At 69.1% G+C, this 12,631-nt stretch carries 11 protein-coding genes; 1 reads left to right on the top strand and 10 read right to left on the bottom strand.

Annotated elements, in window-relative coordinates; all coding sequences use genetic code 11:
• Positions 1–306 precede the first annotated feature (306 nt).
• The 8 genes from prmA to Q0654_RS13355 form a co-directional block, all read right to left on the bottom strand.
• The gene (prmA, locus tag Q0654_RS13390) at positions 307–1,206 is read right to left on the bottom strand and encodes a 50S ribosomal protein L11 methyltransferase (RefSeq protein WP_298854605.1); all 900 of its coding nucleotides are present in this window, start codon (positions 1,204–1,206) and stop codon (positions 307–309) included.
• Between the two features lies 1 nt (position 1,207).
• Positions 1,208–1,939 (bottom strand): NYN domain-containing protein, encoded by a 732-nt coding sequence (locus tag Q0654_RS13385; RefSeq protein WP_298854603.1) that lies wholly within the window; start codon positions 1,937–1,939, stop codon positions 1,208–1,210.
• 174 nt (positions 1,940–2,113) lie between these two features.
• Positions 2,114–3,481, bottom strand: coding sequence for an acetyl-CoA carboxylase biotin carboxylase subunit (accC, locus tag Q0654_RS13380; protein ID WP_298854600.1), 1,368 nt, complete (start codon positions 3,479–3,481; stop codon positions 2,114–2,116).
• Positions 3,471–3,911, bottom strand: coding sequence for a four helix bundle protein (locus Q0654_RS13375; protein ID WP_298854599.1), 441 nt, complete (start codon positions 3,909–3,911; stop codon positions 3,471–3,473). The genes accC and Q0654_RS13375 overlap by 11 nt, the downstream gene beginning before the upstream one ends.
• Before the next feature lie 18 nt (positions 3,912–3,929).
• Positions 3,930–4,412 carry an acetyl-CoA carboxylase biotin carboxyl carrier protein gene (accB, locus tag Q0654_RS13370; protein WP_298854598.1) on the bottom strand — a complete coding sequence of 161 codons (483 nt, stop codon included), beginning with the start codon at positions 4,410–4,412 and terminating at the stop codon, positions 3,930–3,932.
• A 43-nt stretch (positions 4,413–4,455) separates the two neighbouring features.
• The gene (gene aroQ, locus Q0654_RS13365) at positions 4,456–4,899 is read right to left on the bottom strand and encodes a type II 3-dehydroquinate dehydratase (protein ID WP_298854597.1); all 444 of its coding nucleotides are present in this window, start codon (positions 4,897–4,899) and stop codon (positions 4,456–4,458) included.
• A 416-nt stretch (positions 4,900–5,315) separates the two neighbouring features.
• Positions 5,316–7,295: a monovalent cation:proton antiporter family protein gene (locus Q0654_RS13360; RefSeq protein ID WP_298854596.1), complete on the bottom strand. Its 1,980-nt coding sequence runs from the start codon at positions 7,293–7,295 to the stop codon at positions 5,316–5,318.
• Positions 7,296–7,365: 70 nt separating this feature from the next.
• Positions 7,366–7,821: an ion channel gene (locus Q0654_RS13355; protein WP_298854595.1), complete on the bottom strand. Its 456-nt coding sequence runs from the start codon at positions 7,819–7,821 to the stop codon at positions 7,366–7,368.
• A 109-nt stretch (positions 7,822–7,930) separates the two neighbouring features.
• Between Q0654_RS13355 and Q0654_RS13350 the strand changes: the two genes are divergently transcribed.
• Positions 7,931–9,688: a M28 family metallopeptidase gene (locus Q0654_RS13350; RefSeq protein ID WP_298854594.1), complete on the top strand. Its 1,758-nt coding sequence runs from the start codon at positions 7,931–7,933 to the stop codon at positions 9,686–9,688.
• A 331-nt stretch (positions 9,689–10,019) separates the two neighbouring features.
• On the opposite strand, the gene Q0654_RS13345 is transcribed toward Q0654_RS13350, so the two are convergent.
• The gene (locus tag Q0654_RS13345; protein WP_298854593.1) at positions 10,020–11,939 is read right to left on the bottom strand and encodes a polysaccharide deacetylase family protein; all 1,920 of its coding nucleotides are present in this window, start codon (positions 11,937–11,939) and stop codon (positions 10,020–10,022) included.
• 133 nt (positions 11,940–12,072) lie between these two features.
• Positions 12,073–12,609, bottom strand: coding sequence for a hypothetical protein (locus Q0654_RS13340; protein WP_298854592.1), 537 nt, complete (start codon positions 12,607–12,609; stop codon positions 12,073–12,075).
• Positions 12,610–12,631: the final 22 nt, after the last annotated feature.

Here is a 12,631-nt window from a genome sequence, read left to right as displayed (position 1 = left end):
TCGGGATTCGGGATTCGGGATTCGGGATTCGGGATTCGGGATTCGGGATTCGGGAGCGAGCGTTGCCGCAGGCGGAGCGAGATGCAAGGTCTAGCCTAGGCTCGCGTATTCATAGGGTGGGCCCTGGCCCACCGGAGCTGCAGGCCCGCCTCGGGTCGGCGAGTGCGTACCAGGCGTTCGCGCTCACACCATCGACGTTCATCCGCTGAACATCGCGCCAGGCATGCGCCCTGGCCCGCATTCGATGTGCCTTGTCGAAGGGCATGGTCAAGGCAGGTGCGAATCCACCGTGGGCGAGGGACAACCCTACGGCTTGCGGCGGCCCGAGATCCGCACCCAGTCCTCGCGGCGATCCACGCGCAGTTCGGTGAAGTGCGGCGCATAGCGCAGCAGCAGCTCGTCCTCCTGCCCATCGAGGATGCCGGACATGGCGATCAAGCCGCCGGGCGCGGTGCGCGCTGCCAGCAGGGGTTCGAGCTCATCCAGCGCGGTGGCGAGGATGTTGGCGACCACGACCGGATACTGCGCGGTCGGCTCGTCTTCCGGCGCGTAGACGCGCAGACGAGCGCCGACGCCATTGCGCTCGGCGTTGTCGGCGGTGGCAGTCAGCGCCTGCGGATCGTTGTCGACACCGACCGCAGCCTCGGCTCCCAGCACCAGCGCGGCCAGCGCCAGCACGCCCGAGCCGCAGCCGAAATCCAGCACGGTCTTGCCGCGCAGGTCGAGGCCATCCAGCCACTCCAGACACAGGGCCGTGGTCGGATGCGTGCCCGAGCCGAAGGCCAGACCCGGATCAAGCCGGATCACTGCCAGCTCGGGATCGGCCGGCGGCTCGATGTTCCAGGGATAGACCCAGGTGCGGCGGCCGAAGGCCATCGGCTTGAACTGGTCCATCCAGGCCCGTTCCCAATCCTGGTCGGGCACTTCCTCGGTACTGGCGCTGGCGGCGACCTCGGCCGGCATGCGCGCGGCGAGTTCGTTCTGCAGCAGCGCGGTATCGACGTCATGCTCGAACAGCGCCTCCAGCACGATCTCGCCCCACAGCGGCATCTCGCCCACGCCGGGCTCGAAGATCGCCTGCTCGTCCGGCGCATCGGCGTGCGCATCGGCCAGGGTCACCGCGAGTGCGCCCAGCTCTTCCAGCGCTTCTTCGACGGCGGGCTGCTGCGGCAGGGTGCAGGTGAGGCGGAGTTTGAGGTGGGGCATATCAATCGTCGTCTTCGTTCATGTGATCGTTGGAGCGCGCAGTCTGACTCTCGACAAACTCCTGGATCTGAATGGCGAGGTTCACCAAGCGGGTGGATTGAACTCCATCGATGTGTTCGTGGAGATGATCGCCAATGGCTCGCCCCATCGGATCAAGCATGAAATCGATGCCCTCACGCCGCGCAAGCTTGGCCGCAGGGAGGAAGTCCGCATCACTGGTGACCAAGATCACTTGATCAACCAATCGCCGATAAGCAAGCGAAGCAATATCGAGCCCGATGCGCATGTCGACGGCCTTCTGCTGAACCGTCAGCTGGAAATCGTCGTCGGAAAGCTCTGACCAGGACCGTTCGCGCTTGAGCAAACTCTTTAGGACAGCATCCTTCAGCGCCCAGCCTACGTGGTCGGACAGCTGTCCCAGACGAAGCGCGACCTTTCGCTGACGGCGGAGAGCCTGATGCATCGCGATTCGAAACTTGGCCTCGTCACTCGTTGCCAGATCAACGCTTCGATTGCTGATCGGCCTATGCATGCGCTTGAGGAGAGGCGGAGCGTCGTAGAAGAAGATCCGATACAGCGCTTGCTGATCGCGCCCCAAGCGCTTCAGGTGCTCCTGCGCGAGGACATGAACGGTGTGAGCTATGACAGCTGGACTCCGGAGGCTTCCATCAGGAAACACTCGCCGAAATCGCTTGAGAAAGAACGCGCCATCGACCAGAACCGCAGTACGCATACAACACCCCACCCCATAAAAACAGAGCCCCCGGGCTCGGCAATCGACGGATAACCGCTTGCGCGGGTCGAGAGCGTACTACCGGGGGCACGATTCAGGGCAACTTTCGTGTTGCAGCGGATGCAACAGTACGTGAGCCTAGGCGCCTAGGTCAAGCTGGGTTGACATCGGTGTTCAGCCCAGCCCAATCCCCTTCTCCCGCGCCTCCGCCAGCTTCTTCTCAAGGTAGTGGATGTTGGCGCCACCGGCCTGGAAGCCGCCGTCGGCCATGATCCGCTGCTGCAGGGGCACATTGGTCTTGATGCCGTCGACGACCATCTCGCTGAGCGCCACACGCATGCGGGCGATGGCCTGGGCGCGATCGGCGCCGTGCACGATCAGCTTGCCGATCATCGAGTCGTAGTTCGGCGGCACGCGATAACCCTCGTAGATGTGGGTATCGACGCGCACGCCGGGGCCGCCCGGCGCGTGGAAGTGCTTGATCAGGCCCGGCGAGGGCATGAAGGTCTCGGGGTCTTCGGCATTGATGCGGCACTCGATCGCGTGGCCGCGCAGGACCACGTCTTCCTGCTTGATCGAGAGTTTGTGCCCGGCGGCGATCAGCAGCTGCTCGCGCACCAGGTCGATGCCGGTCACGAGCTCGGTCACCGGATGCTCGACCTGGATGCGGGTGTTCATTTCGATGAAGTAGAAGCGGCCGTTCTCGTACAGGAACTCGAAGGTGCCGGCGCCGCGGTAGCCGATGCGGATGCAGGCCTCGACGCAGGTCGCGCCGATCTCGGCGCGCTGCTCCGGCGTGATGCCGGGCGCGGGCGCTTCTTCGACCACCTTCTGGTGGCGGCGCTGCATCGAGCAGTCGCGCTCGCCCAGGTGGATCGCGCTGCCCTGGCCGTCGGCCAGCACCTGGATCTCCACGTGGCGCGGGTTCTCCAGGAATTTTTCCATGTAGACCATGTCGTTGCCGAAGGCCGCCTTGGCTTCGGCGCGAGTGGTCTGGATGGCGTTGTTGAGCGCGGCCTCGGAATGCACCACGCGCATGCCGCGACCACCGCCGCCGCCGGCCGCCTTGATGATCACCGGAAAACCAATTTCGCGCGCGATGCGGATGTTCTCCGCGCCGTCATCGCCGAGCGGCCCTCCCGAACCCGGCACGCAGGGCACGCCCGCGGCTTTCATCGCCTTGATGGCTTCGACCTTGTCGCCCATCAGGCGGATGGTGTCGGCCTTGGGCCCGATGAAGACAAAGCCCGACTGCTCGACGCGTTCGGCAAAGTCGGCGTTCTCGGACAGGAAGCCGTAGCCCGGATGGATGGCCTGGGCGTCGGTGACCTCGGCCGCCGCGATCAGCGCCGGCACGTTGAGATAGCTCTCCGAGGCCGGCGCCGGGCCGATGCAGACCGACTCGTCGGCCATGGCGACATGCTTCAGGTTGCGGTCCACCGTGGAGTGCACGGCGACGGTCTTGATACCGAGCGAGTGGCAGGCGCGCAGGATGCGCAGCGCGATTTCACCTCGGTTGGCGATGACGACTTTATCGAGCATTGGAGGGCCGGGAATCGGGAATCGGGAATGGGGAATCGTCAGAAGCGGGCGCGCCGCGGTCCGTACGACTGAGGGAGTTCATAAGGGCGGTCAGCTTGGCGAAGCAGCGGTCCACCAGCGCATCCAGGTTGACGTCCGTTTCCGCGAATTTGAGTCGTCGCGCGATCTGGACGTGCGTGTCGACTTCAGACAGCGAGCCTCGCGCGATGGACAGAAAACGCAGGTACTCCTGTTTGGACCTGCGCGCCGCACCTTCGGCCACGTTGGAGGGAATGCTCACGGCCGCGCGCCGGATCTGCGAGACGAGACCGAAGCGCTCCGAATCCGGAAAGCGGGAGGAGAACCGATAGACCGCCTCGACGAGGTCCATGGCGTCGCGCCAGACCTCCAACCGCTCGTGCGGCCGCTTCGACGATTCCCGATTCCCCATTCCCGATTCCCGTCGGCGTCAGCCGATCACAAACATCGGCTCATCGAACTCCAGCGGCTTGCCGTTCGAGACCAGTACCGCGACCACGGTGCCGGACACATCGGCTTCGATCGGGTTGAACATCTTCATCGCCTCGATGATGCCCAGCGTGTCGCCGGCCTTGACGCTCTGGCCGAGCTTCACGAAGGGCGGCGAGTCGGGATTCGGCGAGGCGTAGAAGGTGCCGACCATGGGCGAGCGCACCACGTGGCCCTCGGGCAGGGCGGCGCTGGCGGTGTTCTTCACCGAACCGGTGGCGGCTTCGGTCGGCGAGGCCATCGGCACCGCGACCGGTGCGGCGACCTGCACCGGCGCGGGGGCGGCATAGACCGGGGCGGGCGCCGGCGCGGCGGTGCTGGCGCGCGACAGGCGCACCGACTCCTCGCCCTCGCGGATCTCGATCTCGGTCAGGTTCGACTCTTCCAGCAGATCGATCAGCTTCTTGATCTTGCGCAGATCCATGCAGTCCTCGTTGCGTGTTGCCCGCGCGGGCGGGCGAGAAAGGTCAGCCCGCGCCCAGCCGCGAGAGCGCGGCGGTGAGCGCGAGGCGGTAGCTGTCGGCACCGAAGCCGCAGATCACGCCCACCGCGAGGTCCGACAGGTAGGAGTGCTGGCGGAAGGGCTCGCGGGCATGCACGTTCGACAGGTGCAGCTCGATGAAGGGGATCGCCACCCCGGCCAGGGCATCGCGCAGAGCGATGCTGGTGTGGGTGAAAGCGCCCGGATTGATCAGGATGAAGGCGGTGCCGTCGCTGCGGGCGGCGTGGATGCGCTCGATCAGGGCGTGCTCGGCATTCGACTGGAAGCAATGCAGGGGGTAGCCTGCGGCTTCGGCGCGTTGGCTCAGATCGGCCTCGATGTCGGCGAGCGTGGTGCGGCCGTAGACCTCCGGCTCGCGCGTGCCGAGCAGGTTGAGGTTTGGTCCATTGAGCAGCAGCAGTGCCGACACACGCCCCCCGGTTCAATCGCCGCGCATCCTGCGCGGGGCGCGTAGTGTGCGCGTGAAGCCCGAAGCTGTCCAGCAGATGCGCGGCTGTTTGCGGGAGATCGCGGGCGTTTGAAATTTCTGGATACGGGCGGATGCGGCCTTCCTGGCCGCACCGCCCGGCGCCCTGCGCGGAGTGAATCCGCACAGGGCTACGCCATACCGGCCTACGGCCGGTCTGCGGGCGCGCCTTCCATGGCGCGCGAACTCGCTCCACGCTGTCGCAAGACTCCTGTGCGGCCTTCCTGGCCGCACCGCCCGGCGCCCTGCGCGGAGTGAATCCGCACAGGGCTACGCCGGCTCGGCCTGCGGCCCAGCCGCGGGCGCGCCATCCGTGCCGCGCGGGCACAATCCCAGACTCGTCAGGCCCGGCGCCTGTCCTAGGCCCCCAGCGCTTCGCGCGCTCGCGCGCACTGCTCGGGGCTGCCGAACACCACGACGGTGTCGCCGGCGGCGAGGCGCAGGTCCTGGGGCGGGTTCAGCAGGCGCCGGCCCTCGCGCACGATCACCGCGATTTCTCCGGCCAGCTGTCCGCCCTCGGCGGCCAGCTCGGCAAGGCTGCGGCCAACGACGGCGCTGCCGGCCTCGACGCGCACGCTGCGCAGGCGCGCCGCGTCGTCCAGTTCGCGGCCGGTCGCCAGGGCATCGCCCGGAAACAGCTCGCGCAGCAGGCGGTACTTGGCGCTGCGCTGCTCGTCCATCAGCTGGGCGACGCGCGGTGCCGGCACGCCGAGCACGCGCAGCACCTGGGTGGCGATCATCAGGCCGGCCTCCAGGGTCTCTGGCACGACCTCGGAGGCGCCCGCCGCACGCAGGGCATCGACCTGGCTCTCGTCGCGGGTGCGCACCATCACCCGCAGGCCGGGCTGGTGGCGACGCACGTACTCCAGGATGCGCAGGGCGGCGCCCGTGTCCTCGCTGCTGATCACCAGCAGGCGCGCCCGCGCCAGGCCGACCAGTTCCAGCACGCCGTTCTCGCTGGCGTCGCCGTAGAACACCGGCTCACCGGCCCGGTGCGCCTCGCGGACCCGCGAGGGGTCGAGGTCGAGGGCGACGTAGGCGATCCGCTCGGCTTCGAGGAAATTGCCCACGCTCTGGCCGATACGACCGTAGCCGCAGACGATGACGTGGCCATCGAGGCCGGCACAGGCGGACGAATCCGGACGCGGCAGATCCTTCAGGTCGGGCGCGATCTGGCGCCCCGAGAGCCAGCGAGCCAGCGGCCCGTTGTAACGGATCAGGAAGGGCGCCAGCACCATCGAGAACAGCACCGAGCTCAGCACCACCTGGCCGGCCTCCTGCCCGATGACCCCGCCCTGCAGGGCCAGGGCCAGCAGGGCGAAGCCGAACTCGCCGCCGACCGCGAGGATCAGCGCGGTGCGCCAGGCGGTCGCGGTCTCGATGCCGCTGGCGCGCACGATCGCGACCACCACCAGCACCTTCAGCAGCAGCAGGGCGAGCGCACCGAGCAGGGCCAGATGCCAGATCTGCGGCAGCGCGGCGGGGTCGAACAGCATGCCGATGCCGATGAAGAACAGGCCCAGCAGCACGTCGCGAAAGGGTCTGATCGTGCTTTCGACCTGGTGCCGGAACTCGGTCTCGCCGAGCACCATGCCGGCGAGAAAAGCGCCGAACGCCATCGACAGGCCAAGGCCGTGGGTGATCGCACCCGCGGCCAGCGCGACCAGCAGCACGGCCAGGGTGAACACCTCGGCGGAGCGGTTGCGGCTGACCAGATGGAACAGCGGCCGCAGCAGCCAGCGCCCGGCGAAGAACACCAGCAGCAGGGCCAGCGCGGCCTTGAGCAGGGCCCAGCCCAGAGCGCCGCCGAGCTGGGCGGCGCCGGCCGCCGTGCCCAGCACCGGAATGATCACCACGAAGGGCACGGCGGTGACGTCCTGGAACACCGACATCGCGGTGCCGAGGCGGCCGTGGCGCGAGGCGTCCTCGCCCTGGTCGGCGAGCTGCTTGCTGATGATGGTGGTGGAGGACTGCGCGAACACCGCGCCGACGACGAAGGCCGCGGCGGCCGGCAAACCGATCAGCCAGGCCATCAGGCCGACCACCGCCGTGGTCAGCGCGACCTGGCCGGTGCCCAAACCCAGCACCTGGTGGCGCAGGGCGTGGATCTGCGGCAGCGAGAAGTTGAGACCGATGGTGAACAGCAGGAAGACGATGCCGAACTCGGCGACGGCCTGGATCGGCCCTGGCTCCATCACCACGCCCGGCGTGTGCGGGCCCAGCACCAGGCCGACCAGCAGGTAGGCGAGGCTGGTCGGCACATGCATGCGCTGGAAGCCGAGGATGATCGCCACGGTGATGGCGAGCAGGATCAGGACGTGGGTGAGGTCGATGCCCATTGCGAGGCCGATGGCTGAAAGCCGCCGAAGTGTAGCAACGACGATCCTGCGCCCCGCTGCAGGCAGCACATCAGCGCTGCCGCCAGAACGCCTCCATCTCGATGTAGGTGAAGCTCGCCGACCAGCCGATCAGCAGCAGCCCGACCAGGGACTCGGTGCCGATCAGGAAGCGCAGCGGCCCCAGCGGCGCGACGTCGCCGAAGCCCACCGTCGTGTAGCTGGCTGCAGACAGGTAGACCGCGTCCAGCAGCAGCGGATGCGCCATGCCGGCGATGCCGCCCGCGCCCGGCACCCACATCAGCACGTACAGCGAGACCCCGAACAGCCAGATCTCGACGACGTGGATCAGCACGAGTGCGTAGACGCCCACCAGCACCCGCCGGCGGCGCCGGCCGGCCATGCGGCGCAGGCGCTCCGACAGCCACTGCAGGGCCTCGTAGTGCAGCAGCACGCACAGCGAGACGATCACCACGGTCGCCGCCACCACCAGCGCATTGACGCCCCAGTCGCCGTAGTCCCCGAACATCGCTCGTCCCCCGCCCTGCCTCGCGCATCGTATGCCGCCGGCAGGACCGATGGCGCAGGCCGCCGCGTGAACGCCTTGCTACCATCGGCGCCCCTTCGCACTCCAAGGAATGCCGCGCATGCGACTGCTACCGCTCGCCGCCGCACTGACGCTGGGCCTCGGCCTGGCGGCCTGTTCATCCGAATCGCCGGCACCTGCGCCGGCCACGCAGGCCGAAGCGCCCGCCGCGGCGGCACCCGCTGGGGAAGGCCACGCGTTCTCGCCCGACATCAGCACCGCCGACTGGGCCGAGCACGTGCGCGTGCTGGCCTCCGACGAGTTCGAGGGCCGCGCGCCCGGCAGCGCCGGCGAGAAGAAGACCGTCGAATACCTGATCAAGGCCTTCCAGCAGATGGGCCTGGAGCCCGGCAACAAGGGCAGCTGGGTGCAGACCGTGCCGATGGTGGCCACCACCACCGACAAGGGCGCCAAGCTGAGCTTCAAGGTCGGCGACAGCGAGCTGGCGCCGACCTACGGCAGCCAGATGGTGATCGGCACGCGCACCGGCGCGCCGGAGTCGACGCTCGATGCCAGCGAAGTGATCTTCGTCGGCTACGGCGTCAACGCCCCCGAGCAGGGCTGGAACGACTACGCGGGCCTCGACGTCAAGGGCAAGACCGTGGTCATGCTGATCAACGACCCCGGCTTCCACGCCAACGACGAGAGCCTGTTCGAAGGCAAGCGCATGACCTACTACGGGCGCTGGACCTACAAGTTCGAGGAGGCCGCCCGCCAGGGCGCGGCACTTGCCCTGATCATCCACGACGACGCCGGCGCGGCCTATCCCTGGGCGGTGGTGGAGAACGGCTGGACCGGCCCGCAGTTCGACCTGCCCACCAGCGTCGACCCCGAGCCGCGCCTGCCGCTGCAGGGCTGGATCGACACCCCCACCGCGACCCAGCTGATGGCGGCCGCCGGTCAGGACCTCGACGCCCTGCGCGCCGCCGCCAACCAGCGCGGCTTCACCGCGGTGCCGCTGAACGCCACCGCCAGCGCCGCGATCAAGAGCAGCGTTCGCGAAGGCCAGTCCGACAACGTGCTGGCGATGCTGCCGGGCACCAGCCGCGCCGACGAGGTCGTGGTCTACATGGGCCACTGGGACCACCTGGGCCGCAGCTTCCAGCCCGGCGGCGACCAGATCTACAACGGCGCCATCGACAACGCCTCGGGTGTGGCCGGCATCCTCGAGATCGCCGGCAAGTTCGCCGGCGGCCCGCGCCCGGCGCGCTCGCTGCTGTTCACCGCGGTCACCCTGGAGGAATCCGGCCTGCTCGGCTCGAAGTACTACGTCGCCAATCCGGTGGTGCCGCTGCACAAGACCGTGGCCACCATCAACCTCGACGCCATGAGCGTGATCGGCCGCGTCCGTGACTTCACCGTGGTCGGCTACGGCAGCTCCGAGCTGGAGGACATCCTGCGGCCGATCGCCGAAGGCCAGGGCCGCATGCTGCAGCCGGAGTCGGCGCCGCAGGGCGGCTTCTACTTCCGCTCGGACCACTTCAACTTCGCCAAGGCCGGCGTGCCCTCGCTGTACGCCAAGGGCGGCGTCGACCACTTCGAGAAGGGCGAGGAGCACGGCAAGCAGCTGGCCGCCGACTACACCGCCAACCGCTACCACAAGCCCGGCGATGAGTTCGACCCGAACTGGGACCTGGCCGGCGTGAAGGAAGACCTCGACGCCCTCTACCAGGTCGGCGAGCGCATCGTCACCAGCGAAGTCTGGCCGAACTGGTACGCCAGCAGCGCCTTCAAGGCGACCCGCGAAGCCTCGCTGGAAGCCGGTCGCCAGGCGGATGCCACGGCGGCGGGTACCGGCAGCGCGCAGTAGGCGCCCGCCACAGCAGGTGTTGCGGCAGACCGGGCCCGTGTGGCCCGGTCTGCGTTCGGGCGGAGTGGACAGCGGGCGCAGCATTGCGGTGTCGGCGAGTCGGCGAAAAAGCTGGTGGATGCGCTTCGCTTATCCACTCTACGCGCACAACGGTGGTGGGCTTCGTTGGAGAGATCGCGTCGCTCGTGGTCGTAGGGCGGATAAGCGCAGCGCATCCGCCGCAGCCTCACGTCACGCACGGACGTTGCGATACCCAAGCATTGGGATGCCGCGCGCCGCTCGAAGGTCCGCTTGAGGCGGCACCCACCCGCGGCGGAGACGGTCGCGCCCCTCAGCCCTCGAACCCGTCAGCAAACACTTCCGTCGGACGCTGCAGCTCCAGGGTGATCTCGGCGCTGGCGCCGGTGCCGAGCTGGGGCACCACCAGCACGCGGTAGTCGATCGGCGCGCCCAGACCGTGCGGACGCGCCTCGGTATTGGCGACAACGCCGTCGAGCCTCACCTGCCACGGGAACTCCGCCGGCGGCGGGCGCAGCCATAGCGAGGCGCCCGCCACCGCGATGTCGCCGTCGTTGTGCAGGCGCAGACGCAGCAGGTCGACGCGGCGTTCGACCAGCTCGATGCGGAGGTCCTCGCGCTGCAGCCACCAGGCCAGGACGGTGTCGAGGCGCTGCATCCAAAATCCGCCGTCGTCGCGGGCGGCGCTGAGGATGGCCTCGACGTTGGCCATCACCCCCGGACGCACCGGTGGGCCCGAAACGTCGCCGGCGGTGCGGCCCTCCAGCACCCAGGGATGGGTGACCCAGTTGAACAGGCCGCGCCGGCTGGCGACATAGGCGGCCTTGTCGATCATCACCGCCTCCAGCTGGGCGCCGCTCAGCTGGTACTGGTCGATCAGGATGTAGTCCATCGGCGCGGTCGGCGGCAGGCTCCAGACCTCGCCGGTCCACCAGGGCAGGCTGCATTCGCACCAGACGTCCTGGTCGCTGCTGTCGTAAGCGAGCCCTGCAGTCGCGGCCGCCCGCCAGGTCGCGCGGTCGATCGCCAGCCCCGGCGCGCGGAATCCGAGCAGCGGCGGCACGCCCGGCGCGCTGCTCTCGATCAGTTGACGCATCGACTGCAGACGCTGGGTCTGCAAGGCCTCGGACTGGCCGACGAAGCGCAAATGCACGTCGCCATGGCCGGCGATTTCGGCGCCGGCCTCCAGCAGGGCCTGCACGATCTGCGGATTCTCGACCGCGCCCTCGCTGCCGGGGTCGCCACCCGTCGTGCCGACCAGGAAGAAGGTGCCGAAATCGCCGAGCTGCAGGCGCTCGAACATGTCGAGCAGCACCGGCACGGCGGTGCGCATGGCGGCGCTTTCGGTGTCGGCAGTGAAGGCGTAGGCCGCGCGCTTGGCCTGCGGCCAGTGACCGAGCTGGACCAGGGCGCCGCGCCGGTTGACCCAGGCCAGGCCTTCCTGGATCGGCTCGCGCCAGCCCAAGGGATAGGCCCAGTCGGCATAGACCCCGGGAAGCGCGCCGAACCACAGGGTCCGACCTTCGCCGTGCGCGTGCGTGAACACGGCGGGAGCAGCGTCGGCCACGCTCCAGGCGTCGCTGCTGCCGCGCCAGCGCGCCAGGGTCTCGGCGCCCGCGCTGGCGGCGGTATAGGCCGGCCAGACCGCGCGATTCAGCAGCTGCGGCACCGTCGGCAGCTCGGAGCCGGGCATCGGCGGCACCTGCATCGAGGCACCGTTCCAGTAGCTGCCGGTGGCGGCAGGATGGGCCACGCCGAAGCGGATCTCGTCGAGGGTGGACTGACCCGGGCGCTCGCGCGCCAGTGCCTGCACGCTGGCGAGGCCGAGCGCGGCCTGCAGCCCGAAGGCCGAGCGCCCGGTCGCGAACAGGCCGCCGCCGGCCTGCACCCAGGCCTCCACCGCGGCCGCATCGGCGGGATCGAGCTCGACATGTGCCAATGCCAAGGCGGTGCGCCCGTCCAGGGCATCCGACGGCAGGCGCTGGCCCGGCGCCAGCGCGAGTTCGTCGAAGGGCGCGCGCTGCTCCTGCAGGGCCTCGCGGATGCCGCGGGCGTCGAGCTCGGACACCGGATCGCCGGCGGCATGAACGAGCAGGACATCGGGCTGCGCGGCACTGGCGACAGCGGCGAAGGCAAGGCCGAACACAAGCACGAGGACACGCAGCAGCGGGCCGACCCCCATGGCTGGAAGGCGCACGCGCACCGTCAACTTGGGACACACAGGGGCAGACATTCGGACGCTCGAAGACGGGGCCTATGCCTCAAGCAGCATGCGTGCCACGGTGCCTTCGCGGGCGTGAATGCAACGCGGCCACGGTTGAGCCTGGGGCTCGACCGTGGCCGCATCAGTGCGGATCGCGGGGTGATCAGCGCTCGTCGCGACGGCTCTGGGCGCTGTAGTCGGCGCGCTCGCGCGCGGCCAGGGCGCGCTCCTTGGCCGTCTCGAAAGCGGCCTCGGCATTCGCCTGGCAGGCATCGCGCTGGGCGCCGGCGTCGATGCCCTCGCAGCGCTCAAGGGCGACCTTGCGCTCGCCCTCGGCGCGGGCCACCGCCAGCTCGTAGGCGGCTTCGGCCACGCTCTCGCCGGCGTCCGCCTGGGCCTCGGCCACCGAGTCGCGGGCCTCGCGCTGGCGCTCGGCCAGCTCCTCGGCATCGACATCGGGGTCAAGCTGGGCGTCGCGCACCTCGTACTGGGCCTCGGCGAGGTTGCGATCGACCTTGGCATTGGCATCGGCGACCGTGGTCTTGAGCTCGCGCTCGGCCTCGGCGACTTCAGCCGCACGCTCGCGCTGCGCTTCGGCGACATCGCGGGCGGTCTGCTCGGGCGATTCGGTGCAGCCGCCGAGCACGAGGGCGAAGGCCAGCGCGCCGGCCAGCGGATGGATCAGGGTGGTGGTCTTCATGGGGCTCTCCTGGGGAGGGGAA

The organism is uncultured Aquimonas sp., from assembly GCF_937888285.1.
Taxonomy (GTDB): domain Bacteria; phylum Pseudomonadota; class Gammaproteobacteria; order Xanthomonadales; family Xanthomonadaceae; genus Aquimonas.
This window is presented reverse-complemented; position numbering and strand designations above follow the sequence as displayed.

Bases quoted from the DNA above. Each gene is read 5' to 3' on its own strand.
- prmA (WP_298854605.1), bottom strand. From the start codon at position 1,206: ATGCCCCACCTCAAACTCCGCCTCACCTGCACCCTGCCGCAGCAGCCC.
- Q0654_RS13385 (WP_298854603.1), bottom strand. From the start codon at position 1,939: ATGCGTACTGCGGTTCTGGTCGATGGCGCGTTCTTTCTCAAGCGATTT.
- accC (WP_298854600.1), bottom strand. From the start codon at position 3,481: ATGCTCGATAAAGTCGTCATCGCCAACCGAGGTGAAATCGCGCTGCGC.
- Q0654_RS13375 (WP_298854599.1), bottom strand. From the start codon at position 3,911: ATGGGGAATCGGGAATCGTCGAAGCGGCCGCACGAGCGGTTGGAGGTC.
- accB (WP_298854598.1), bottom strand. From the start codon at position 4,412: ATGGATCTGCGCAAGATCAAGAAGCTGATCGATCTGCTGGAAGAGTCG.
- Q0654_RS13360 (WP_298854596.1), bottom strand. From the start codon at position 7,295: ATGGGCATCGACCTCACCCACGTCCTGATCCTGCTCGCCATCACCGTG.
- Q0654_RS13355 (WP_298854595.1), bottom strand. From the start codon at position 7,821: ATGTTCGGGGACTACGGCGACTGGGGCGTCAATGCGCTGGTGGTGGCG.
- Q0654_RS13350 (WP_298854594.1), top strand. From the start codon at position 7,931: ATGCCGCGCATGCGACTGCTACCGCTCGCCGCCGCACTGACGCTGGGC.
- Q0654_RS13345 (WP_298854593.1), bottom strand. From the start codon at position 11,939: ATGTCTGCCCCTGTGTGTCCCAAGTTGACGGTGCGCGTGCGCCTTCCA.
- Q0654_RS13340 (WP_298854592.1), bottom strand. From the start codon at position 12,609: ATGAAGACCACCACCCTGATCCATCCGCTGGCCGGCGCGCTGGCCTTC.